Source organism: Bradyrhizobium sp. USDA 4473 (assembly GCF_054063335.1).
On record NZ_JBSSGE010000001.1, the window covers coordinates 891,444 to 914,864 of the forward strand.

General features: G+C 66.3%; 19 protein-coding genes. 6 read left to right on the plus strand and 13 right to left on the minus strand.

The genetic code is table 11. The features are described from left to right. Positions 1 to 171 precede the first annotated feature (171 nt). Positions 172 to 1,572 (plus strand): MFS transporter, encoded by a 1,401-nt coding sequence (locus ACVW17_RS04195; protein ID WP_456796793.1) that lies wholly within the window; start codon positions 172 to 174, stop codon positions 1,570 to 1,572. A gap of 115 nt (positions 1,573 to 1,687) precedes the next feature. After that, positions 1,688 to 2,962 (plus strand): NAD(P)/FAD-dependent oxidoreductase, encoded by a 1,275-nt coding sequence (locus ACVW17_RS04200; protein ID WP_456750775.1) that lies wholly within the window; start codon positions 1,688 to 1,690, stop codon positions 2,960 to 2,962. Positions 2,963 to 3,210: 248 nt separating this feature from the next. On the opposite strand, the gene ACVW17_RS04205 is transcribed toward ACVW17_RS04200, so the two are convergent. Together ACVW17_RS04205 and ACVW17_RS04210 are read right to left on the minus strand one after the other, a co-directional pair. After that, on the minus strand, positions 3,211 to 4,437 hold the full coding sequence (locus tag ACVW17_RS04205; RefSeq protein WP_456756337.1) for an ABC transporter substrate-binding protein: 1,227 nt from the start codon (positions 4,435 to 4,437) through the stop codon (positions 3,211 to 3,213). A 56-nt stretch (positions 4,438 to 4,493) separates the two neighbouring features. Next, positions 4,494 to 5,696 (minus strand): cytochrome P450, encoded by a 1,203-nt coding sequence (locus ACVW17_RS04210; protein WP_456750776.1) that lies wholly within the window; start codon positions 5,694 to 5,696, stop codon positions 4,494 to 4,496. A gap of 82 nt (positions 5,697 to 5,778) precedes the next feature. Here ACVW17_RS04210 and ACVW17_RS04215 point away from each other — a divergent pair, with 82 nt between their 5' ends. Continuing rightward, a complete protein-coding gene (locus ACVW17_RS04215) occupies positions 5,779 to 6,303 on the plus strand; it encodes a MarR family winged helix-turn-helix transcriptional regulator (RefSeq protein WP_456750777.1) in 525 nt (174 codons plus the stop codon). A gap of 261 nt (positions 6,304 to 6,564) precedes the next feature. On the opposite strand, the gene ACVW17_RS04220 is transcribed toward ACVW17_RS04215, so the two are convergent. Continuing rightward, positions 6,565 to 8,427: a feruloyl-CoA synthase gene (locus tag ACVW17_RS04220; RefSeq protein WP_456750778.1), complete on the minus strand. Its 1,863-nt coding sequence runs from the start codon at positions 8,425 to 8,427 to the stop codon at positions 6,565 to 6,567. Between the two features lie 154 nt (positions 8,428 to 8,581). Here ACVW17_RS04220 and ACVW17_RS04225 point away from each other — a divergent pair, with 154 nt between their 5' ends. Both ACVW17_RS04225 and atzF read left to right on the plus strand, forming a co-directional pair. Further along, complete coding sequence (locus ACVW17_RS04225; protein ID WP_456750779.1) at positions 8,582 to 9,097, plus strand: MarR family winged helix-turn-helix transcriptional regulator; 516 nt, start codon at positions 8,582 to 8,584, stop codon at positions 9,095 to 9,097. A gap of 213 nt (positions 9,098 to 9,310) precedes the next feature. Continuing rightward, complete coding sequence (gene atzF, locus ACVW17_RS04230; protein WP_456750780.1) at positions 9,311 to 11,098, plus strand: allophanate hydrolase; 1,788 nt, start codon at positions 9,311 to 9,313, stop codon at positions 11,096 to 11,098. Positions 11,099 to 11,238: 140 nt separating this feature from the next. On the opposite strand, the gene ACVW17_RS04235 is transcribed toward atzF, so the two are convergent. The 10 genes from ACVW17_RS04235 to ugpB form a co-directional block, all read right to left on the minus strand. Continuing rightward, positions 11,239 to 11,967, minus strand: a complete 729-nt coding sequence (locus ACVW17_RS04235; RefSeq protein ID WP_456750781.1) for a GntR family transcriptional regulator — start codon at positions 11,965 to 11,967, stop codon at positions 11,239 to 11,241. Positions 11,968 to 11,984: 17 nt separating this feature from the next. Then, a complete protein-coding gene (hpxZ, locus tag ACVW17_RS04240; RefSeq protein ID WP_456750782.1) occupies positions 11,985 to 12,377 on the minus strand; it encodes an oxalurate catabolism protein HpxZ in 393 nt (130 codons plus the stop codon). Positions 12,378 to 12,379: 2 nt separating this feature from the next. Continuing rightward, positions 12,380 to 13,777: an AtzE family amidohydrolase gene (locus ACVW17_RS04245; RefSeq protein ID WP_456750783.1), complete on the minus strand. Its 1,398-nt coding sequence runs from the start codon at positions 13,775 to 13,777 to the stop codon at positions 12,380 to 12,382. A 7-nt stretch (positions 13,778 to 13,784) separates the two neighbouring features. Next, entirely contained in the window at positions 13,785 to 13,964 is a 180-nt protein-coding gene (locus ACVW17_RS04250; protein WP_024578945.1) for a DUF4089 domain-containing protein, read from the minus strand. Positions 13,965 to 13,983: 19 nt separating this feature from the next. Next, positions 13,984 to 15,705 (minus strand): dipeptide ABC transporter ATP-binding protein, encoded by a 1,722-nt coding sequence (locus ACVW17_RS04255; RefSeq protein WP_456750784.1) that lies wholly within the window; start codon positions 15,703 to 15,705, stop codon positions 13,984 to 13,986. Positions 15,706 to 15,799: 94 nt separating this feature from the next. Further along, a complete protein-coding gene (locus ACVW17_RS04260) occupies positions 15,800 to 16,699 on the minus strand; it encodes an ABC transporter permease (protein WP_456750785.1) in 900 nt (299 codons plus the stop codon). A gap of 3 nt (positions 16,700 to 16,702) precedes the next feature. After that, positions 16,703 to 17,716: an ABC transporter permease gene (locus ACVW17_RS04265; protein ID WP_456750786.1), complete on the minus strand. Its 1,014-nt coding sequence runs from the start codon at positions 17,714 to 17,716 to the stop codon at positions 16,703 to 16,705. Positions 17,717 to 17,834: 118 nt separating this feature from the next. Further along, positions 17,835 to 19,457, minus strand: a complete 1,623-nt coding sequence (locus ACVW17_RS04270; RefSeq protein ID WP_456750787.1) for an ABC transporter substrate-binding protein — start codon at positions 19,455 to 19,457, stop codon at positions 17,835 to 17,837. A 246-nt stretch (positions 19,458 to 19,703) separates the two neighbouring features. Beyond that, a complete protein-coding gene (locus tag ACVW17_RS04275) occupies positions 19,704 to 20,651 on the minus strand; it encodes an aminoglycoside phosphotransferase family protein (RefSeq protein WP_456796794.1) in 948 nt (315 codons plus the stop codon). A 250-nt stretch (positions 20,652 to 20,901) separates the two neighbouring features. Continuing rightward, positions 20,902 to 22,221, minus strand: a complete 1,320-nt coding sequence (ugpB, locus tag ACVW17_RS04280) for a sn-glycerol-3-phosphate ABC transporter substrate-binding protein UgpB (RefSeq protein ID WP_456756338.1) — start codon at positions 22,219 to 22,221, stop codon at positions 20,902 to 20,904. A 196-nt stretch (positions 22,222 to 22,417) separates the two neighbouring features. On the opposite strand from ugpB, the gene ACVW17_RS04285 reads away from it, so the two are divergent. Then, a complete protein-coding gene (locus ACVW17_RS04285) occupies positions 22,418 to 23,407 on the plus strand; it encodes a TRAP transporter substrate-binding protein (RefSeq protein ID WP_456750789.1) in 990 nt (329 codons plus the stop codon). Positions 23,408 to 23,421 lie beyond the last annotated feature (14 nt).

Here is a 23,421-nt window from a genome sequence, read left to right on the forward strand (position 1 = left end):
CTTGGCCGGGTCCTGCGGCCTGAACCGGCCGCGTCAGACCCAAGGACGTTCGCGGGCGGCCAAAGGATGCGGCCCGGCAAAAATAATTCTCCTCCGCATCCTTTGCCCGGCTCGGTTCGTCCTGGCCTGCGAAGCGCGCCGCAGCCTGCGGCACGTCACCGGAGACCCCCCATGCAGACCCCTGAACAGCGTACCGAACAGCGCTGGGTGCTCGGCCTCACCGCGCTGGCATCCTTCATGATGGCGCTGGACGCCATGATCATGACCACGGCCTTCGCCACCATCCGCGCCGATTTCGGCAGCCGGGTGGAAACGCTGCAATGGACCGTCAACGCCTTCAATTTGACCTTCGCGGTGCTGCTCTTGACCGGTGCTGCGCTCGGCGACCGCTTTGGGCGGCGCCGGATGTTCGCGGCCGGGATCGGCCTGTTCATCGTGGCATCGGCGGCTTGCGCGCTGGCCGGCAATGCCGGTTCACTGATCGCCGCCCGCGCCTTGCAGGGCGCCGGCGCGGCGCTGGTGATGCCGCTGGCGATGGCGATCCTGAGCGGCGCGTTCGGCCGCGAAGAGCGCGCCCGTGCGCTCGGCATTTTCAGCGGCATCACCGGCTGCGCGCTGATCATCGGTCCCGCGATCGGCGGTTTCATCACCGAGCACCTCGGCTGGCGCTGGATCTTCTGGATCAACCTGCCGATCGGCCTCGTCGCGATCGCGCTTGTGATCGCGCGCCTGCGCGAAAGTTTTGGGCCAAAAGCGCCGCTCGACATCGCTGGACTGACGCTGGTCGCGCTTGCGGCGCTGGCGCTGGTCTGGGGCCTGTTGCGCGGCAACGGCGTCGGATGGGCCAGCGCGGAAGTCACGGGCGCGTTGATCGCAGGCGTCGCGCTTTCAACGATGTTCGTGCTGTGGGAGCAGCGCACGGCGAACCCGATGGTGCCGATGCGGCTGTTCGCGGCCAGGCCATTTGCATCCGGCATGGCGGCGAGCGTGCTGTTCTACGCCGCGATGTATGGCGTGCTGTTCCTGCTGCCGCAGTTCCTGCAGATCGTGCTCGATGCCTTCGGCGCCGGACTTCGGTTGCTGCCGTGGACCGCGACGCTGTTCATCACGGCGCCGATTGCCGGCGCCGTCGTCAACCGGTTCGGCGAGCGCACGCTTGTCGTCACCGGCCTGCTGATGCAGGCGGTCGGGCTCGGCTGGATCAGCGAGATCGTCAGCCCCACGGTGACGTATTCCGCGCTGGTCGCGCCGCTGGTGCTCGCGGGCGTCGGCGTGTCGATGGCGATGCCGGCGGCGCAGAATGCGGTGCTGAGCGCGGTCGCGGTCAGCGAGATGGGCAAGGCGTCCGGCATCTTCAACATGGGCCGCTTCCTCGGCGGGATGTTCGGCATCGCCGCGCTGGTGGCGAGCTTCGCGGCCAACGGCGCGGCCGATTCATCCGGACATTTCAGCGATGGATTCGCCGCGGCGATGAGCCTTGCGGCAATGCTGTCCTTCGCCGGTGCGATCGCGGGATTGTTCCTGCCGATGCGACGACGGGTCGCCGCCGCATCCGCGCCGCAGGATGCGTGAGACGCGCAGCGATTGGCTTTTGCTATCGGGCGATCGGGCATTTCATGTTGGAATGAGGCTGCGAATGATTACATAATCAGGCGACGAAGCCGTTCGAAACCGAGGGCGACATCAGATGACGCAAGCGCCGGCCAAACCTCATCGCGTGGTGATCGTCGGCGCCGGCTTCGGCGGATTGGAAACAGCCTTCGGCCTCGCCGGCGCGCCGGTCGAGATCACCTTGATCGACCGCCGCAACCACCATCTGTTCCAGCCGCTGCTCTACCAGGTCGCGACCGCGTCGCTTGCGACCAGCGAGATCGCCTGGCCGATCCGCTATCTCCTGCGCGACCGGCCCGAGGTGACGACGCTGTTCGCCAATGTCTGCGGCATCGACGCGGCGGCGAAGCAAGTCGAGCTCGACGACGGCGGCAGTGTTCCCTATGACACGCTGGTCCTCGCCACCGGCGCGCGCCACGCCTATTTCGGCCATGACGAATGGGAACCGTTCGCGCCCGGCCTGAAGACGCTGGAAGACGCCACCACGCTCAGACGGCGCATCCTGGTCGCCTTCGAGCGCGCCGAGCGCGAGACCGATCCCGACAAGCGCGCGGCGCTGCTGACCTTCGTCATCATCGGCGCCGGGCCGACCGGCGTCGAGATGGCCGGCACCATCGCCGACCTCGCCAAGGACACGCTGCCGCACGACTTCCGCCACATCGACACCCGCAAGGCGCGCGTGGTGCTGATCGAAGCCGGGCCGCGCGTGCTGGCTGGATTTCCCGACGATCTCTCAGCCTATGCGCAGGCGTCGCTGGAGAAACTCGGCGTCGAGGTGATGCTGGGCCAGCCGGTCACCGAATGCTCGGCCGATGGCGTGGTGTTCGGCGGCAAGCGGTTGGAGGCCCGCACCATCGTCTGGGCCGCCGGCGTGCGCGCCTCACGCGCTGCCGAGTGGCTGAACGCGCCGGCGGATCGCGCCCACCGGCTTGAGGTCGAGCCGGACCTCACCGTGCCCGGCCATCCCGACATCTTCGCGGTCGGCGACACCGTCACCATCAAGGGTCCCGACGGCAATCCGGTGCCCGGCATCGCGCCGGCCGCCAAGCAGGAGGGGCGCTACGTCGCCGCCCTGATCAAGGCCCGGCTCGACGGCAAGACGCTGCCGCCGTTCCGCTACAAGCACGCCGGCAGCCTCGCGCAGATCGGCAAGAAGAAGGCGGTGATCGATTTCGGCTGGCTCAAGCTACGCGGCTCGCTGGCATGGTGGATCTGGGGTCTCGCCCACATCTACTTCCTGATCGGCGTGCGCAACCGCATTGCGGTCGCGATGAACTGGCTCTGGATCCACACCCGCGACCAGCGCGCCGCGCGGCTGATCACCCAAGGCAGCAGCAAGGTGGCGCAGTAGGCCCGCTTCCGTGCGCGACTCTAACCCCGTCATCCTGAGGAGCGCCTCTTGGCCGCGTCTCGAAGGATGCACGGCCCCGATCGCTGGGCGTACGTTGATCGTCTGGCGGCGACAGCGGGGCCGTCGATCCTTCGAGACGGCCGCTTTGCGGCCTCCTCAGGATGACGGAAGAACCAGCTGCATGGCAAGCCGCCTCACCCCACCGCCTGATGCGGTGAGCGGCCGAATGCAGGCTCCGTACGCCAATGCTACTTCACCAGCGGGCACCCGCCCTCCGCCAGCGGCCGGAATGCCTGCTCGGCGGGGATGGTCGCGATCAGTCGGTAATAGTCGTAGGGGTATTTCGACTCGTCCGGCTTCTTCACCTCGAACAGATACATCGGGTGGATGACCCGGCCGTCCTGGCGGATCGTGGTGTCGCCGAACAGTTTGTCCTTGCCCTTGAAGGTCTTCATCTGCGGCACCACGAGTTTGGCGTCGTCGCTGCCCGTGGCAGCCACCGCATTGAGGTAAGCGAGCGTCGCCGCATAGACGCCGGCCTGGTTGCCGCTCGGCATCTTGCCGTTCATGCCGGGGCGCGCGGCAAAGCGCTTGGCGAACGCGCGGGTGTCGTCGTTCATGTCCCAGTAGAAGGCTTCCAGCAGTTGCAGGCCCTGCGCCACCTTCAGGCCCATGCCGTGGATGTCGTTGACGAACAGCAGGAACGCCACCATGGTCTGGCCGCCTTCCTGGATGCCGAACTCGGCTGCCTGCTTCACCGCATTGATGGTGTCGCCGCCGGCATTGGCGAGGCCGATCACCTTCGCTTTCGAGTTCTGCGCCTGCAGCAGGAACGACGCGAAGTCCGAGGTGCCGAGCGGATGCTTGCTCGAGCCCAGCACCTTGCCGCCGTGCTTCTCGATATAGTTGGTCGCCTCGGCTTCGATGCCTCTGCCGAGAGCGTAGTCGACCGTCACGAAATACCAGTCCTTGCCGCCGCGCTGCATCATCGCGGCCGCGGTGGTGTTGCCGGTCGCCCAGGCGTCGTTGACCCACTGAATGGTGTTCGGCGAGCAGGCCTTGCCGGTGAGATCGGAGCTCGCGGTCGACGACGCCAGGAACGTCATCCTGGAATCGCGCAGCACGGTGTTGATGGCGAGGCCGACCGCCGAGTTCGGCACGTCGACGATAGCGTCGACGCCTTCGACGTCGAGCCATTTGCGCGCGATCGCCGATCCCACGTCCGCCTTGTTCTGGTGATCGGCATAGACGATCTCGACCTTGATGCCCTTAGCCCCGCCGTTGAAATCCTCGGCGGCCATCCGCGCGGCCTCCACCGAGCCCATGCCGTTGGTGTCCTGGAAGATGCCGGAAATGTCGTTGAGCACGCCGACGCGCACCACATTGTCGGATATCTCCGCGTGTGCGCTGCCCGCGGCGCAAACCAATGCCAGCGCAAGCCCAACCCCACATCGCCCAGCCCCGAAGCCCCTCATCGATCGCATCCCCCGTTTCTCCTCAGCTAATCCCGTTGCCGGCTTCAGGCTTCCCGTCAGGCCGGCGCGATCTCGACCGGCAGGCTGCTCAGCCCGCGCAGCGTGTTGTTGAAAAGCCGCTTCGGCTCCCCGGTGATTTCGATGCTGGCGACGCGGCGTGCCAGCGCCGCCATCATCACCTCGCCTTCGAGGCGGGCGACCAGCTGGCCGACGCACATGTGGATGCCCGAGCCGTAACCGACATGCCCCGAGGTGCGGCGCGTGATGTCGTAGCTATCAGGGTTTTCCCAACGGCGCGGATCGCGGTTGGCCGCGGCGAGGAACATCAGCACCTTCTCGCCTTCGGGAATGCTTTCACCGCTGAGTTCGACGTCGCGGGTCGTGGTGCGGAAGAAGGTCTGCACCGGACTTTCGAACCGCACGGCCTCCTCGAAGGCGTTGCGCGCCAACGTCGGATCGCTGCGCAACTTCTCGAACTGGTCCGGGAAGCGGGCGAGGCAGTAGACGGCGGCACCGATGCCGTTGACCGTGGTGTCGAGCCCGGCCGACAGCAGCGAACGCACCAAGAGCGGCGCCTCGGTCGCCGTGATGGCGCCGCTATCGACATGGGCATGGATGCAGGCGCCGATGCCATCAGGCGCGAGATTGTCGCGCTGGCACTGCTCGGCGACATAGGCCTGGTGCGGCGCCGAGCGCTCGATCGCCTCCTTGCGCAGCTGGTTCGGTGGGCCGAAGGCATTGAACACCAGACTTGCATAGGGCAGCAAATTCTCGCGGCCCTCGGGCCGCAAGCCGAGCGCATCCGGGAAGATCGATAGCGGATAGGCTTCGGCAAGGTCTGCGATCGCGTCGAACCGGCGCTTCTCCAGCAACACATCGAGGCGAGCCTCCGCGGCCGCGGCAAACTGCCCGCGAAGCTGCTTCATCACGGTCGCCGACAGCACGGTGCTCAGCACCGCGCGGGTCCGGGTGTGGGCAGGCGGATCGGCCTCCAGGATCAGGCTCGGCGGCCGCCACGGCTTCTCCTTGGAGAAGTCGCTGAGGCCGACGCCGCGGCTGGAGCAAAAGGTCGCAGGATCGTTCAGGACGGCATGGACCTCGGCGTAGCGCGCCACGCCATAGACATTCCACTTGTCGAGATAGACCACCGGCCCGGCCTCGCGCAGCCGCTGATGGGTCGGGAACGGATCGGCGAAGAAGTCGAGCGCAAACGGATCGACGTCGAGATGCGGGACGGATGTCCCTGCTGTTGCAGTCATCGGGACCTCCCGAGGTTTGTTCTTGTCAACACGGGCCGCATGTCACTTGCTCCCGAGCGGTTTCGCAGCGATGATTTAAGAGATGAGCAGTCAGCCCCTCCCCCGAAAGCCCCGCCGGCCCAGACCGGCCGATCCCGCAGATGCCACCGATGGCCCGCTGCTGGACCTCAACCGCTATGTGCCGGCGTTCATCACCTTCATCGGCAACAAGCTGTCGAACAGCGCCACTGCATTTTACCAAAAGAATTTCGGCGTCAACGTCACCGAGTGGCGAATCATCTCGCAACTGGCGATCGAACCGGGGATTCCGGCCTCCCGGATCTGCCAGGTGATCGGCTTCGACAAGGGGCCGGTCAGCCGCAACCTCGCGGCGCTGCAGAAGCGCGGCCTGCTGACGATCCGCACCGCGCCCGACGACGGCCGCACCCATTCGATCACCCTGACCGCGCGCGGACGCGCCATCCACGACAAGGTGATCGTCGCGGCGCTGGAGCGCGAGCGGCGGCTGCTGTCGTGCCTGAAGAAGAACGAGCGCGAGGTGCTGATCGACCTGCTGCGCCGGCTGCACGAGAACCTCGGCGCCGTGACCGGGCAGAGCACGAGCTGACGGCGCGGCTGGGCGCTGCGCCGCCGCGGTATTCATCAGCTCTTCAAAGCGTGCTGCTCGCGCGCTGCTGCGCAACATCGTCCTCCCAAACGCGAGGCCGTTGGCCGGCCTTGTCCCTATGGGGCGAAAACTCGCACAGACTAGTTGCTATAGCAACTATAAAGGTGAACGAGTGCGGCGTCAGGTCCCATGCCGAGACCTGTAACGTCGCCCACAGGTCAGGGGGGAGGGAACCGTTCCGTTGGTACCTCCCTTACAGTCTCACCCGGCGCAAGCGATCGGCTCGGCCGAAGCATTGTCCTCCAGCACCGCCACTGCTGCGGCGCGGCGGGTCAGCACGGCGCGCTGGTTGACGTAGCCCTTGTCGGTGATCTCGCCGCCGTCGACCGAGGCGGGCTCGGCGAGCAACAGCGCGCGGGTGGCGTGGCCGGAGGAATGGCCGCCCTGCGCTTTCAGCCGCGCCAGCCCCTGCCCGATCGCGGAGCGGACCGCCGTGTGGCCGATCGCCTCGCGCGCATCGGCGGTCTCGGGCAATCCTGCCAGCGACCGGCAGGCGGCGAGGTTCGGGAACACCAGGAAGCGCACCTCGTCGCGGCCGTGACCCGCGACGACGATGTCCTGCGCGAGCGGCGCCAGCGCCGCGATGCCAGCGACGCGCAAGGTGCCGACGCTGACCCAGGTGCCGGAATTGAGCTTGAAATCCTCCGCCACCCGGCCGTCGAAGAACAGGCCGAGATCGGGCCGGTCGGGATCGGCAAAGGTGACGGCGTCGCCGATCTTGTAGAAGCCCTCGTCGTCGAAAGCCTGTGCGGTCAGCTCGGGTGCCTTCCAGTAGCCCGGTGTGACATTGGGCCCGCGCACGCGCACCTCGAGCTTGTCACCCGACGGCACCAGCTTGAGTTCGGTGCCTGGGATCGGCACGCCGATATTGCCGGAGCGTTTGGCGAGGAAGTGACAATCGGTCGCAAGCGGCGAAGTCTCGGTCGAGCCCCAGGCCGACACCATCGGCAGCTTGCGGCCGACGGTGGCGAGCGACAATTCCTCCAGCGCATCCCACAAATTCTGCGGCAGCGCTGCGCCGGCATAGAAGGCGAATTTGCTGCCCTCGAAGAATTTGCGGCGCAGCTCGTCGTCGGTGCGCAGCGCCGCGATCAGCATGTCGAAGCCGCGCGGCACGTTGAAATAGACCGTCGGCACCACGCTGCGCAGATTGGCGAGCGAGGCGGAAAACAGCCCGGGCGCCGGCTTGCCGCCGTCGATGTAGAGCGTGCCGCCGTTGCGCAGCACCAGATTGAAATTGTGGTTGGCGCCGAAGGTGTGGCTCCAGGGCAGCCAATCCAGAATCACGAGCTCGCTGCCGGCCTGCTCCAGGAACGTCCAGGTCTGCGCCTTGGCCTGCTGGCTCGAGGTCAGCATGCGCTGGGTGTTGATCACGGCTTTCGGCGTGCCGGTCGAGCCCGAGGTGAACAGGAATTTTGCGATCGTGTCCGGCGTCACCGCCGCGAACGCCGTGGCGACCTCCGGCGATTGCGGCGTCGCCGCGATGGTGCGGAACGCCAGCGCATCGGCATCGTCGGGATTGCCGCTGACGATGGTCGCCCGATGCAGCGGGTTGATCGCGGCCAGCGCCGCCGCGAACGGCTTGATGCCTGTGACATAGATCGCGCCGGGATCGAGCAGGCTGATCATGCCCTTCAGCTTGTCGAAGTCTTTCGACATCAGCGAATAGGCCGGCGAGATCGCAGCCGATGGCACGCCGACATGCTGGGCGGCGAGCGCGAACAATGCGTGGTCGATGCCATTGTCGGACAGGATGACGAGCGGCCGTTCGGCGCTCAGCCCCTGCGCCAAAATCCACGACGCGGCGCGCCGGACGATGGCGAGCGCGTCGCGATAGCTCACGGTGCTCCAGGGTACCTCGGTGCTGGCGCGCTCAGCGAGGAAGATGCGGTCCGGCGCCTGCCGCGCCCAGTGCTCGAGCCAGTCGCCGACGCAGCGGGCGCTGTCTTTGAGCGGCGTGGTGGATCGAACCAGGATGCTGCCGTCGTCGCGCCTGACGGCAACGATCGCGGGCGTCGCGAACAGGCTGTCCGGATTGTCACCGCCGGCAGTGGCGATCGTCATCGTTTCCTCCTCGCCCGCATTTTGCGGGATCGCGCTGCAACATGATGCGGCGGCGCGGTCCCGGCCGGGCTCTTGGCGATAATGTTGCGGACATCAATTGTTGTCGTCAACAACAATCTTTCCCTCCCGCCTCAGGCGCGCTAGCCTTGCGGTGATGGCAATCCGTCAAAAGACATCGCGCAAGCCGGCAGCAGCGGCAATCCGCCGTCCCCGCGCGCGGGCGATCAATGGCGGGGCGCATGCCGGCGATGACATCGGCCTCGACGCACTGGTCGGCCACGCCGGCTATGCGGTGCGGCGCTTCCAGCTCTGGATCTTCCAGGACTTCATCAAGACGCTGGCGACCGTCGATATCCGCCCGACCCAATATTCGGTCATGACCGTGATCGGGGCCAATCCGGGCCTGAGCCAGATGGCGGTCGCCAAGCGGCTCGGGATCGAGCGCGCGCGGCTGGTGCATCTGCTCGACAGCCTGGAGGAGCGCGACTTCGTCAGCCGCATCCCGTCCGCCACCGACCGCCGCTCCCACGCGCTGCACTTGACCGCGCGCGGCAAGACCGCGCTGGCGCAATTCAAGCGGCTCGCCGCCGAGCATGAGCGGCATGTCGCCGAGAAGATCGGCAAAGAGAATCGCGAGCAGCTGCTGCGGATCCTCACCTGCTTCACCTGATCTGGCGGCTTGGCCGTATCAGCCCAAGAAATGGGCAATCGCACTCACCGGCCGATCCGCGGCAGTTCTCGGCGACTATTTCAAGCGACTGATATTGTATGATAATCCGCCACGCGATGGGCGCGGGTGAATTGTACACAATGGCACATTGCTTGCTTCGATCAGGCCGCAATTCCCTCGCGGCGGTGCCGCACCAGAGACGAGGCCAACCACGTGACTGAAACTGTCGCCGCGATCGTTGCCGCACACCGCGCCGGGAGCATGACGCCGGCGCAAACCGTGGCGCGCAGCTACCAGCGCATCCGCGCGCATAACGACCCCGCCATCTTCATCAGCCTGCGCGACGAGCAGGACGCGCTCGCCGAGGCCGCGCGGCTCACCGATCCGACGCTGCCGCTCTATGGCGTGCCGGTCGCGGTGAAGGACAATATCGACGTCGCGGGCCTGCCGACCACCGCAGCCTGCCCGGCTTTCGCTTACACGCCGGCACGGGATTCCACCGCGGTCGCGCGGCTGCGCGCGGCCGGCGCGATCATCATCGGCAAGACCAATCTCGACCAGTTCGCGACCGGCCTGGTCGGCGTGCGCTCGCCCTATGGCATTCCCAAAAATCCGGTGCGTGGCGACCTGGTGCCGGGTGGATCGAGTTCGGGCTCCGCGGTCGCGGTGTCCGCGGGCCTGGTGCCGCTGTCGCTCGGCACCGACACCGCGGGCAGCGGCCGCGTGCCGGCGATGCTCAACAACATCGTCGGCCTCAAGCCGAGCCTCGGGTTGATCCCGAACACCGGGCTGGTGCCGGCCTGCCGCACGCTCGACTGCATCTCGGTGTTCTCGCTCACCGTCGACGATGCGCTGGCCGCGCTCGCGGTGATGGCCGGGCCGGATGATGCCGATCCGTACTTGCGCGACCGGCCGCTGGCGCCGCTCGCGACATTCCCGACGAAGCCGAAGCTCGGTATTCCCAGCAGCGGCCAGCTGATCTTCTTCGGCGACCGCAAAGCGGAGACAGCGTATGGCGAGGCGTTGACGCGCTGGCAGTCGCTCGGCGCCGAACTCGTCGAATTCGATCTCGAGCCGTTCTATGAGACCGCGCGGCTGCTCTATGAGGGCCCCTGGGTCGCCGAGCGCTATCTGGTGATCCGCGACCTCCTGGCGTCGGCGCCGGACGCGATCCATCCGGTGACACGCGAGATCACGATCGGCGGCGCGCGGCTCACCGCGGCCGATACGTTCTCGGCGCTGTATCGTCTCCAGGCGCTGCGCCGCGTCGCCGCGCGCACTTTCGCGGAGTGCGACGCCATCGTGCTGCCGACCGCACCGACGGTCTATTCCACCGCCGACGTGCTGGCCAATCCGATCGAGCTGAATTCGCGGCTCGGCACCTACACCAATTTCGTCAATTTGCTCGATCTCTGCGGCCTGGCGCTGCCGGCGGCGATGCGGACCGACGGCGCGCCGTTCGGCATCACGCTGCTGGCGCCGGCCGGCCGCGACGCCGCGCTCGCCGGCATCGGCCGCGTGTTCCACGCCGACACCAAGCTTGCCATCAGCGCCAAGGCGCTCCCGCAGCCGCCGCTCGCCGCCGTGCCGGCGCAGGCGACGCCAAACGAGATCACGATCGCGGTGGTCGGCGCGCATCTGTCCGGCATGGCGCTGAACCACGAATTGACGACGCTCGATGCGCGCCTGCAGGAAGAGACCGTCACCGCGGCGGACTACAAGCTCTACGCGCTCGACACCACGCCGCCCAAGCCCGGCATGCTGCGTGTCGCGGCCGGCGCGGGCCACGCGATCAAGCTCGAGCTGTGGGCAATGTCGCCGGCCGCGTTCGGCACATTCGTCGCCGCGATCCCGCCGCCGCTGTCGATCGGCACCATCAGGCTCGCCGACGGACGCGAGGCCAAAGGCTTCATCGTCGAGCCCGCCGCGGTCACCGGCGCGACGGATATCTCGGGCTACGGCGGCTGGCGGGCGTTCATGGCGGAGCGGGCGAAGGGGTAGCAGCCCCCCATCGTCATTCCGGGGCGCGCCTCTTGGCGCGAACCCGGAATCCATCGGGCCGCACGCGTTGTCGACGAATGGATTCCGCTCGCCGCTTTGCGGCGCCCCGGAATGACAGCGTTGATGGGTTTGCGCGAGCGTTACACCGACACCGCGTAGGTCTCGTACTCCCCGCGCACCTGCTCGATATGGGCGCGCATCGCAGCGGCGGCACCTTGCTTGTCGCCGCGCAGGATGGCGACAACGACGCGGTCGTGCTCGGCGTGCGACTTCGCCAAACGCCCGAGGTTGCGGAACTGGGCGCGGCGGAACGGCTGCACCCGCACCCGCGTCGCCAGCGTGATCTCGGCGATATAGGCGTTCTGCGAACCGGCATAGATCGCGTTGTGGAAGCGCTCATTGACCTCGTGGAAGCGCTCGGGATTGCCGGTGTAGCTCAACACCCGCAATTCCTCATGGACCGCCTCCAGCGCGTGACGCTCGGCCGGAATCATCCGCTCGGCGGCAAGGCCGGCGCAGAGCGCTTCCAGCTCGGCCATCGCCTCGAACATGCCGGTGAGCCGCTCCAGCGAGGGCCGCGCCACCACCGCGCCACGGTGCGCGCGGGCATCGATCAAGCCGCTGGCGGCGAGCTGCCGCAGCGCCTCGCGCACCGGGGTGCGCGACACGTTGAACCGGCGCGCAAGGTCGGTCTCGTCGAGAGCCGCCCCGGGCGGCAGCGTGCCGCGCACGATCTCGTCGGCGAGTTGCAGGCGCAACTCCTCGGCGCGGGTGATCTTGTCGACCAGCGACGACGGGCGATCGACGCGCGGCACCAGCGGCTCGGCCTCGGCTTGCTGCGCGCGGGTCGGAAGATCGTCCAGGCTCATGGTTCAAGCGCTCGTGTTCAAACGCCTTTGGGCTCGTCGATGACGCTGACATGGGCCGCGACGATTCTCCAGCCCTCAGGGAAGCGAATCCACGTCTGCATCTGCCGTCCCACCCTACCCGGAGCGCTGTCCCGATAGAACAGCGTCGAGGCGATCGCGGTGTCGCGGCCATAGGCCGTGATCACGGTGCGGTCGATCCTGCGCATCAGGCCGACCGGCGAGCGCCGGGCGCGGAACGCCATGATCTCGGCGTAGCCATAGAGGTTCTCGCCGATGCCGTAACGCAGCGTGCGGCTGTCGTTGCGGAACAGCTCGTCCAGCACGGCGACATCGTTCGACACCAGCGCCGCCTCGTAACGCTGGAACTGCGCGGTGACCTCGGCGACCACGTCGGGAAGATCGATGTCCATAATCAGAGCCCTCTCGGCGCCGGCGCGGCCGCAACGCCCATCTGTTCCAGAGCATAGGCGACCCGCAGCGCGATGTCCTCGCGCCAGGGCGCGGCGATGATCTGCACCCCGATCGGCAACGGTTCGAGCGGCACCGGCACGGCCACCACAGGCAGGCCGATGAAGGAGATCGGCTGGGTGTGGATGCCGATATTGGCGCGCACCGGAAGCTCGACGCCGTCGAGCGTGAAATTGACCTGACCGAGCTTCGGCGCGGTGCACGGCGTCGCCGGCGCCAGGATCACGTCGACCGACTGGAACAGCTCCAGCATCCTGGCGCGGAACCAGCGGCGGAATTTCTGCGCCCTGTCGACATAGACCGCGGGTACCATCGCGCCCGCAATGAAGCGATCGCGCACCGCCGGATCGAAATCGTTCGGACGCTTGCGCAGCCGGTCGAGATGCAGCGCGGCGCCCTCGGTCGTGGTGATGATGTAGGCCGCAGCGCGGGCGCGCGCGGCTTCCGGCAGCTCCACGGTCTGCTTCGCGCCGAGTGCTTGCGCGACCCGCGCGACCGCTTCGACCGCCTCGGGAAACACGTTCTGCTGGAAATAGCCGCCGGCGATCGCGATCCGCAGCCCGCGGACATCATTGGCCAGCAACGGCACGGTCGGCTCGACCGACTGCACGATGCAGGCCGGATCGTCGGCGTCAGGGCCCTGCATCGCATCGTAGGCCAGCGCGAGATCCCTCACGTTCCGCGCCAGCGGACCGAGGTGATCGAGGCTCGCAACGAACGGATAGGAGCGCGCGCGCGACAGCCTTCCATAGGTCGGCTTCAGGCCGAACGTGCCGCAGAACGACGACGGCACCCGGATCGAGCCGTTGGTATCGGAGCCGAGCGCGATCGGCACCAGCGCGCCGCCGACCGCGCTGCCCGAGCCGCCCGAGGAGCCTCCGGTCATCCGCGTCGGATCGTGCGGATTGCGCGACGGACCGTCATGCATGTTCTCGCCGGTGAAGTCGTAGGCGTATTCGCCCATGTTGAGCGCGCCGACCAGTACGGCGCCGGCCGCCTCCATCCGCTCGATCAGCGTGGCGTCGCGCGGCGACGGCGGCAGGTCACGGTTGATCTTCGAGCCGGCGCGGGTCGAGAGGCCCTCGACGTCGAACAGGTTCTTGACCGCGAACGGCACGCCGGCGAGCGGGCCGACCGGTTGGCCCGCCGCAATCGCGGCATCGATCGCCTTCGCCTTGGCGCGTGCGCGCTCGGCGGTGATGTCGGTGAAGGAGTTGAGCACCTTGTCATGCGCCGCGATGCGCGCGAGCGCAGCCTCGGTCGCGGAGAGGGCGGTGAGCTTGCGGTTTGAGACGGCCTGCGCGATCTCGGCAGCCGACATGAAAGCGGGAGTTTCGGACATCGCGATCTCAGGTCGAATAGACAGCGGCCGAGACGACATCATCCGGCAGCGGGAAGTCGTCGACCAGCTTCGCCAGCCGCAGCGAGACCTCGAGATTGGCACGCACCGCGGGCCGCCAGGCGTCTTCCAGCGGCAGCCCCATCGCGCGGGCAACCGCGTTCATGTAGTCGTCGAGATGATCGGCCATTTCGCTTCCAATGGGTTTCTCAGGACACCGGCAACGGCGGATGCGGGATCGCCGTCAGCAATTCCCTTGTATAGGCATCCTGCGGATTGCCCAAGACGTGTTCGGACGTGCCCTGCTCGACGATGCGGCCGGCGCGCATCACGATGACGCGATCACACAGCAGGCGCACCACGTTGAGATCGTGCGACACGAACAGATAGCTCATGCCCATCGACTGCTTGAGGTCCTGCAGCAGATTGAGCACCACCGCCTGCACCGAGACGTCCAGCGCCGCGGTCGGCTCGTCGAGGATCACGAGCTTCGGGTGCAGCGCGATCGCGCGCGCGATGCCGACGCGGGCCTTCTGGCCGCCGGAGAGCTGATGCGGAAAGCGATCCAACAGATTGACCGGCAAGCCGACCAGCCGCGCCAGCTCCTCGCAGCGGTCACGCAGCGCGTCGCGCCCCTTGATGTCGCCGAGCTGCATGATCGGGTCCGCGATCGCGCGCGCCGCGGTGAAGCGCGGGTTGAGGCTGTCGGTCGGGTCCTGGAACACCATCTGGATCTGGCTGCGCTGCGGCAGCCGCGCGAAGGACTGCGGCAGGATGCCGCCGATGTCCTCGCCGTCGAACACGATGCGGCCGGAGGTCTGGTCGAGGAGGCGCATCACCATCATCGACGTCGTCGACTTGCCGCAGCCGGATTCGCCGACCAGGCCGACGCTCTCGCCATGGTCAACCTGGAAGCTGATGCCGTCGACGGCGCGGAAGATCTCCTCCTCGACCGGCGGCTTGCGGCCGAACAGTTTTGTCAGCACCGAGCCGGCGCCCTGACGGGGATATTCCTTGACGAGCTTTTCCACTGACAGGAGAGGCTCCCCACTCTTCGCAGGCGCGGTCGCAGCGGTAGTGGTGGCAGCTGTGGGCGTCGCCTCAGCGTCCTCCGGCAGCAAATCCCTCAGCGACACCCCAAGTCGCGGCGTCGCGCGCATCAGTTTCTTCGTGTAATCGTGCTGGGGCGCGGCGAAGATGTCGGCCGATTTCGCGGTCTCGACCACCCGGCCCTTCTCCATCACCACGACGCGGTCGCAATAGGCGGCGGCAAGGCCGAGGTCATGCGTGATCAGGATGGTCGACATCGCACGGCGCTTGGTCAGCTCGACGATCAGATCCATCACCGCCTTCTGGGTGGTGACGTCGAGGCCGGTGGTCGGCTCGTCGGCGATCAGAAGCTGCGGGTTGCAGGCCAGCGCCAGCGCGATGACGACGCGCTGGCACATGCCGCCGGACAATTCGAACGGATAGGCGTGATAGCGCTCGCGCGGTCGCGCGATCTTGACCTGCTCCAGCGCCTCGATCGCGGTCTCGCCGCGATCGGTGACAACAGCCTGCTGCACATGCTGGCGCAGCACGTCCTCGATCTGGTGACCGACCTTGCGGATCGGATTGAGGGCCGCGCGCGGATTCTGGAAGATCATCGAGACTTCGCGGCCGCGCAGATCGCGCATCTGGCTTTCGGTCGCGGCCTTGACGTCGATGCCGGAGAACATCACCGAGCCATCGGCGATGCGGCCGGCGCGGTCGAGAATCCGCATCACCGCGTATGAGGTCACCGATTTGCCGGAGCCGGACTCGCCGACGATGCCGACGGTCTCGCCCTTGGCCACCGAGATATTGACGTGCTGCACCGCCTTGACGATGCCGCGGCGGGTGGTGAATTCGACGGTGAGGTCCTGGACGTCGAGCAGCGGTTGGGAGGTCATCTTCGCCCCTCATGCGAGGCGTCATCCAAAAAGCCGCAAAACAACCCCATGCAAAGGCGTTGAGCGGTATCTTGACACCCTAACGAGACCGTCATCACGTCCTCCGCTGCGGGTCGACGATGTCGCGCAGGCCGTCGCCGAGCAGGTTGAAGCAGAACACCGCGATCATCAGCGCAAGGCCGGGGAAGAGCGCGATCCACCATTCGCCCGAGACCATGAAACCGGCGCCCTCGGCGACCATGATGCCCCATTCCGCGGTCGGCGGCCGGACGCCGAGGCCGATGAAGGACAGGCCCGCGGCGTTGAGGATCGCATATCCCATGGTCAGCGACATCTGCACGATCATGATCGGCATGATGTTCGGCAGGATGTGCCCGAGCAGGATGCGGTACTCGCCATTGCCGGAGAGCCGCGCGGCCTGCACGAAGCCGGCGTTGCGGCGGACGTTGGCTTCGGCGCGCGCAACGCGGGCATAGAGCGGAAAATTCACGATCGCCGTCGCGATGATGATGTTCTGCACGGTGTTGCCGAGCGCGGCGACGATGCCCATCGCCAGCACGAACAGCGGGAACGCCATGATGGTGTCGGCGATGCGGCCGACGATGCGATCGGTCCAGCCGCCGAAATAGCCGGCGGCGATGCCGGCGAGCCCGCCCATCAGGAACACCAGCACGACGGAGGCGACCGCAATGAAGGTGTCGAGCCGTGTCGCCACGATGACGCGGCTGAAGATGTCGCGACCGAGCTGATCGGTGCCGAACCAGTGCGCGGCCGACGGCGGCTTCAATGCGGCCGCAGTATCCGAGGCGAGCGGATCGTACGGCACGACGTAGGGCCCGAACAGCGCCGCGAACAGGATCAGGATCAGCAGCGCGAAGGCAAAGCCGGTGACCTTGTTCTCGCCCAGCACGTAACGGGTCTGCTCCAGCACCGCGGCGAGGCCGGACGTGCGGGCGGGACCTGCGGGTTCGACGGTCGGCGCAACGGTGCTCATGCTCTACCCTTCCAGCCTGACGCGCGGATCGATCACGCCGTAGAGGATGTCGATCAGTAGATTGAGAGCCACGTACATGACCGCCATGGTCAGCACGAAACCCTGCACCGGCGCGAAGTCGGACGCGATCAGCGCCTCCACCGCGTAGGAGCCGATGCCGGGCCAGGCGAACACCTTCTCGACCAGCACGTTGGCCCCCAGCAGGAACGAGAACACCATGCTGAGCGTGGTGATGACCGGCAGCATCGCGTTGCGGAACGCGTAGGTGACGATCACCTTGCCGGGCGACAGGCCGCTGGCGCGTGCGGTGCGGACGAAATCCGACGCCAGCACCGCCAGCATCGAGGCCCGCGTCATGCGCGCGATCGGCGCCAGCGAGAAAATCGCAAGCGTCACCGCCGGCAGGATCAGCTGGCTGAACGCAGAACGAAAAGCCTCGACGTCGCGCGCGATCAGCGTGTCGATCAGATAGAAGCCGGTGACGGTCGGCGGCGCGCTGTAGAACACGTCGAGCCGGCCGAGCGGCGCCGGCGCCCAGCCGAGCCGGAAGTAGAACACATAGACCAGCACCAGCCCGGTGAAGAACACCGGCAGCGACACGCCGGCCGTGGTGGTGACGCGGCAGAGATGATCGATCCAGGAGCCCGGCCGCGTCGCCGCCAGCACGCCGAGCGGGATCGCGATCACGATCGAGACGACGAGGCCGAGCAGCGTCAGCTCCGCCGACGCCGGCAGACGGTTGCGCAATTCGGCCGCGACCGGCTGCCCCGTGGTCAGCGACGTGCCGAGATCGCCATGGGCGAGATCGTTGCTGTAGCGGACGAACTGCTCGATCAGCGGCTTGTCGAAGCCGAGCTTCTTCCTGATCTGGTCGACCGCCTCCTTGGTCGCCGCAGGCCCGGCAAAATACGCCGCCGGATCACCCGGCAGCGCACGCGTCAGCAGGAACGTCACGATCACCACCCCGATCAGCGACGGGATCGCAAACAGCAGCCGCTTGCCGATCATGGTCAGCATGGCGTGCTCTCCGCACGTGCGAATGGCGAATAGCGAATGGCGAATGGACGCCCGCGACTAACAGTCATTGCCATGCTCCCTATTCGCTACTCGCTACTCGCCACTCACCATTCGCCCCTCATCCCTTCGCCATCGCGCGGTAGTCGAGGCGACGGTGGAACCAGTACTCATAGCCCGAGATGTTCTTCTGCATCGCGACGTTGACGAAGGGCTGATAGAGCGGGATGCGGGGGATGTCGCTAAACGCGAGATCGACGAAGCCCTTGACGTCGGCGTCGTAGGCCGCGGTGTCGCCGTTGGCGGCCGCGATGCGCGCGCCGTCGATGAGCTTGTCCATCTCGGGCGACTTGTAGCTCATCGTGTTGAAGATCGAATTGTTGCCGTGATAGCACCAGTAGAAGAAGTACTCGGGGTAATCGAGCCAACCCGAGAACACGTTGGTGAACAGCGGCATTTCCTTCTTGGTCAGCTCGGTGCGCCAGTTGGCGCCGGGTACCTTGTTGATCGTGGTCTTGATGCCGAGCTGCGCCAGGCTCTCCTGCACCAGCACGCAGAGCGGCTCGTTAACGCCTGCGAAATTCAGGTCGAACGAGATCGTGGTCTCGAAGCCGTTGGCGTAGCCGGCTTCCGCGAGCAGCGCCTTGGCCTTCTCCATCTCGGTGACATACTTGGTCGGCTGCGGCCAGGCGACCTCGGTCGGTCTGTCCTTCGGAGCGCCGAACATCGGGTTGGCGAGACCGAACAGCACCGCGTCCATGATCTTCTGGTACGGCATCGCATAGGCCATCGCCTGCCGCACCTTCGGATTGTCGAACGGCGGCTTGGTGACGTTCATGCCAATATACTGGATGCCGTTGGAGAACGGCAGCGAGACCACGTTGAGCTTGCCGTTGGCCTTCATCTCCTGGAAATCCTTGAACGGCAGCTCGTAGGAGATGTCGGCGTCGCCGCGCTCGAGCAGCGCACGGCGGTTGCCGGCCTGCGGCACCATGCGCCAGATCACGCGCCTGATCTTCGGCATCGGGCCAGAGACCCACTCGTCATTGCGCTCCATGACGACTTCGGTACCGGCGGTCCATTTGGTCACCTTGTAGGCGCCGGAGCCTGCGGTCTGCTGCTTGGTGAATTCGAGACCCCAGGGATCCTTCTCGCTGGCGTTCTTCTTGACGAGCTCGGAGTTGACGACGCAGGGCACGATGACGGCGAGATCGGGAATCGTCAGCTTGTCTTTCTTGAGGAAGTCGACCCGCACGGTGTGGTCGTCGACGACGACGAACTGCTCGGGCTTGGTCAGCGAGCCCGCGCTCATCTGGAAGGTCGGGAAGCCGCCGACGGAGACGGCGCGGTCGAGCGACCATTTGACGTCCTTCGCGGTCACCGGCGTGCCGTCGTGGAATTTGGCGTTCTTGCGCAGCTTGAAGGTGACCGACATGTCGCCGATGTTGAAGTCCTCGGCGAGCTCGGGCTTGAACTTGTCGCGGTCGTAATAGGGCACGCCGCCCGGGCCGCTCTTCATCTCGTGGCTGATCAGCCGGTCGTAGCAATTCCACGACACCTCATAGCCGGGCACGTTGGTGCCGACGCCATGGATATCGAGATTGTTGGGACCGCCTTCGGAGACGATCAGCAGCGTCTCGGAGCGGGCGTCGGCTTTGGCCGGCGACCAGATCGCCGGCGCGGCCGGCGCCAGCGCCCCCGCGGCCAGTCCGGACACCGATTTGAGGAAATCGCGACGCTTCATGTGATGCTCCAACGCCCCTGGACTGGGCCTTGGAACTCGGTTCGCAAGGATTGTGCCAACCCTTAACGAAACCTTATGAGACGCTAAGCACCTGTAAGAATGCGAGAAATTGACGAAGGTATCTTGATCTGGCGCTGTCGGTGATGCGCGTCATTGCATACAAAGGGCGGATCGCTGCTTAGTTAATAAGCAATACATGAGGCCTGCTCGTTTTCTGGCCGACAATCGACTTCGCCGTCCGGACGGCTAGTCCGGCCAGATCAACTCCTGCAACTGCACGAAGTCATCCACCCGGTCCGGCCAGTCCGCAATGCAGATGTGCCGGAGCGGATCGCTGGCCGTGTGCAGTATCATCAACGCCATCAGCCGCCGCTTCAGCGTGAAATTCACCTCGCTGCGCGGGATGCCGAAGCCGTCGAACAGGCTTTGCACCCTTCGCGGATGCCCCGCGGCCATGAAGGCGCTGGGACCGAGCAGGTCGTACTCGCCCCATCCGGTCCGGACGTCGCCGAAGTCGAACAGGCCGGCGACATGCCAGCCGTCGGCCCGGCGCCCGAGCAGGAAATTTTCCGGAATGTACTCGCCGGTCAGGATCACCGGCGGCGCATTCATCGGGATCAGCTCAGTGGCGTCGCGCAGCAGATCGTCGAGCGAGGCGAGCAATTTCGCCGGCAGGCCGAGGCGCTGGTGGCGGGCCCGGCACTGCGCGATCTGGGTGCGCAGGAAGGTCTCCCAGGGCTGCCCGATTGTGAGCAGACTGCCGGGCGGCACGCGCTGCACGTCGGCGATCACCGCGCCGATCTCGGCCAGCACGCGCTCCCGCTCGGCGTCCGACAGCGCTGGCCAGACCTCCGATCCGACGGTGCCGGCGAGGCGCGTGATGACGAGATAGGGCCAGCCGTCGCGCTCGCCCTCCGCGACGAGGTCGGGAATCGGAATGCCGAGCCGGCCGCGCAGCTCCGCCAGCGCGCCGCGCTCGGAGACGAATTGCGGGCGCAGGAACGGCGGGAACAGTTTCAGGATCAGGTTGCCATCGAGCCCGACGACGAGATTGGTGCCGGTCGCAAACACATGCGGCGTGCCCCAGGACAGCCCGTGGCCGTCGGCGATCTCGCGCGCGACCGGCAGCCAGCGCGAGCTGTCGCCGCGCCAGGCGCGGTAGGTGTCGTAGGTGGTGATGGAGGGAAGGTGCATTTTCAGCCGTCATCCTGAGACGATGCAATCACGGCGCAATCTCTCCTCTCGTCGTCCCGGCGAAAGCCGGGACCCATAACCACAGGGTTGAGTTGTTGAAAAAGTTGTGGCCCCAGCGCCGCGCAACAATGGCCTTCGGTGGTTATGGGTCCCGGCCTTCGCCGGGACGACATCGAGTATGTTGCGCCATCGCGTGTCATATATTTTGACAGTCTATCGGAGAAGCGGCTGAGCGCCTGGACGCGCCCCATCACCTATCCGGATTGGCGCGCTCGAACTGGCGCAGCAGGCGGTTGCCGCGTTCGACGGCGTTGTCCATCGCGGCCTGCGCCGAGCGCTTGCCTGAAAACACCTGCTCGAGCTCCTCCTCGATCACGTCGCGGATCAGCACGAACGAGCCGAGGCGGATACCCCTGGAATTGTCGGTCGGCGGCTTCAGCGTGACCTCCTCGATCGAGATCGAGGCGCCGGGATTGCGATCGTAAAAACCCTGCGCGCGGGTGAGATCGAACGCGGCGCGGGTGATCGGCAAATAGCCGGTGTTCTGGTGCCAGGCCGCCTGCACCTCGGGCCGCGACAGATAGGCGAAGAACTTCGCCACCCCGGCATATTCGGCACGCGGCCGGTCGCGCAGCACCCACAGCGTGGCGCCGCCGATGATCGAGTTCTGCGGCGCGCCCTGCACGTCCGGATCGTACGGCATCATGCCGTAGCCGACCTCGAATTTGGAGTTTGCCTTGATGTCGGCGCGGGTGCCCGACGAGCCGATGAAGATGCCGCACTCGCCCTTCTGGAAGCGCGGCTCGGCCGCCTGCCCGCGGCCGCTATAGTCGAAGGTCTTGTCGGCCTGCCACTGCGCGAGCTGGGCGATGTGGCGCACGACGATCGGATTGTTGAAGATCAGCTGCGCATCGAGCCCGGAAAAGCCGTTGGCCCTGGTCGCGACCGGCAGATTGTGGAACGCGGAAAAATTCTCGACATTGATCCAGGACGGCCACGACGTGGTGACGCCGCACATCGCACCGGCCGCGCGCAGCCGTTTTGCCGCGATGCCGAGCTCCGGCCAGGTCTTCGGCGGCTGGTCCGGATCGAGCCCGGCCGAACGGAACATATCCTTGTTGTAGTAGAGGATCGGCGTCGAGGCATTGAACGGGAACGACAGCATGTTGCCGTCGACATCGGCATAGTAGCCGGCCACCGCGGGCAGATAGGCCTGTGGTGAAAACGCCTCCGACTGGTCGCGCATCAATTCGAACACCGGATAGATCGCGCCGCGCGCCGCCATCATGGTTGCGGTGGCAATCTCGTTGACCTGGACGATCGCCGGCTGGCTGCGCGAGCGGAAGGCGAAGATCGCCGCGGTGACGGTCTCGGTGTAGTTGCCCTTGTAGGCGGGCACGATCCGGTAGTCGGATTGCGAGGCGTTGAAGTCGGCAGCGAGCTTCTCGAGCTGCTTGCCGAGCTCGCCCGACATCGCGTGCCACCACATGATCTCGGTCGCCGCGCGCGCCGGCGAGATCAGCAGACAGGCTGCGACGACGAGATGCAGGAGCTTGCAGGCGAACTTCAAGGTGAACGTCACGACGAGCTGTTCCCGGGTGCCAACACGCCGTCATACGGCGCCACAACCGCAGATTCAATCGACACCGCAGGTTGCAGGCGGGATTTAACGTTTTGGCCGATGGGCGAACCAGCGCCGTTCTGTTAAAAAGCGTTGAACCTTTTGCTCCCGCCCTGGACATACATCACAAGGGGAATTGTAGCCTGTGTACCGCCGCGCCGGCCTTTCGCGGATCGTCACGCTTGCCGTCGCGCTGTGGTGCACAGCGGTCTCGGCGAGCGTTTTCGCGCGCGAATTCCGCACCGCCGATACCCAGAATGAGGACTATCCGACCGTCCAGGCGCTGAATTACATGGACCGCCTGATCACCGAGCGCACGGGAGGTAAACACCGCATCGTGGTGTTCCATTCCCGCCAGCTCGGCGAGGAAAAGGAGACGCTGGAGCAGACCCGGGCCGGCGCGATCGATCTGAACCGGACCAATGTCGCGCTGATCGGAACCATGGTGCCGCAGGTCAACGTTCTGGCGATGCCGTTCCTGTTTCGATCGCAGGAGCACCTGCAACATGTGCTGGACGGATCGATCGGCAGCGAGATCCTGAACAGTTTCGAGTCCCACGGCTTTGTCGGACTGACGTTCTACGATTCCGGTGCCCGCTCGATCTATAACAGCGTGCGCCCGGTGCGTTCGCTCGACGACCTCAGGGGGTTGCGGCTGCGCGTGCAACAATCGGCGCAGATGTCGGACATGATCCGCGCGCTCGGCGCCGAGCCGGTCGAGATGGCCTACGGCCAGGTGCTGACCGGGCTGGCCAACCGGCTGATTGACGGCGCGGAGAATAACTGGCCGTCTTTCGTCACCACCGGTCACTACAAATACGCCGGCTACTACACCTTGACCCAACATACCGTGAGCCCCGAAGTGCTGGTGATGTCGCAAAAGGCCTGGGCCAGCCTCACGCCGGATGAGCAGAAAATCTTCCGCGAGGCCGCGCAGCGCTCCAGCCTCTACATGCGCGAGAAGTGGCGGGAGCTGGAGGACCGCTCGCGCAGGCAGGCGGAGCAGGCCGGCGTCAAGGTCGTGACCGACTTCGACCGCAAGCCGTTCGAAGCGGCGATGGCCGGCGTCTATGCCAAGGCGGAAAGCGATCCGGCGATGGCAGCGCTGATCGAACGCATCCGCAACATGGAGTAACCGGATCTTGGCCG

Coding starts and splice junctions, on each gene's coding strand:
- ACVW17_RS04225 (WP_456750779.1), top strand. CDS start 8,582: ATGGCAATCCGTCAAAAGACATCGCGCAAGCCGGCAGCAGCGGCAATC.
- ACVW17_RS04195 (WP_456796793.1), top strand. CDS start 172: ATGCAGACCCCTGAACAGCGTACCGAACAGCGCTGGGTGCTCGGCCTC.
- ACVW17_RS04200 (WP_456750775.1), top strand. CDS start 1,688: ATGACGCAAGCGCCGGCCAAACCTCATCGCGTGGTGATCGTCGGCGCC.
- ACVW17_RS04215 (WP_456750777.1), top strand. CDS start 5,779: ATGAGCAGTCAGCCCCTCCCCCGAAAGCCCCGCCGGCCCAGACCGGCC.
- ACVW17_RS04210 (WP_456750776.1), bottom strand. CDS start 5,696: ATGACTGCAACAGCAGGGACATCCGTCCCGCATCTCGACGTCGATCCG.
- ACVW17_RS04250 (WP_024578945.1), bottom strand. CDS start 13,964: ATGGCCGATCATCTCGACGACTACATGAACGCGGTTGCCCGCGCGATG.
- ACVW17_RS04220 (WP_456750778.1), bottom strand. CDS start 8,427: ATGACGATCGCCACTGCCGGCGGTGACAATCCGGACAGCCTGTTCGCG.
- ACVW17_RS04235 (WP_456750781.1), bottom strand. CDS start 11,967: ATGAGCCTGGACGATCTTCCGACCCGCGCGCAGCAAGCCGAGGCCGAG.
- ACVW17_RS04260 (WP_456750785.1), bottom strand. CDS start 16,699: ATGAGCACCGTTGCGCCGACCGTCGAACCCGCAGGTCCCGCCCGCACG.
- ACVW17_RS04255 (WP_456750784.1), bottom strand. CDS start 15,705: ATGACCTCCCAACCGCTGCTCGACGTCCAGGACCTCACCGTCGAATTC.
- ACVW17_RS04265 (WP_456750786.1), bottom strand. CDS start 17,716: ATGCTGACCATGATCGGCAAGCGGCTGCTGTTTGCGATCCCGTCGCTG.
- hpxZ (WP_456750782.1), bottom strand. CDS start 12,377: ATGGACATCGATCTTCCCGACGTGGTCGCCGAGGTCACCGCGCAGTTC.
- ACVW17_RS04275 (WP_456796794.1), bottom strand. CDS start 20,651: ATGCACCTTCCCTCCATCACCACCTACGACACCTACCGCGCCTGGCGC.
- ACVW17_RS04270 (WP_456750787.1), bottom strand. CDS start 19,457: ATGAAGCGTCGCGATTTCCTCAAATCGGTGTCCGGACTGGCCGCGGGG.
- ACVW17_RS04245 (WP_456750783.1), bottom strand. CDS start 13,777: ATGTCCGAAACTCCCGCTTTCATGTCGGCTGCCGAGATCGCGCAGGCC.
- ACVW17_RS04205 (WP_456756337.1), bottom strand. CDS start 4,437: ATGAGGGGCTTCGGGGCTGGGCGATGTGGGGTTGGGCTTGCGCTGGCA.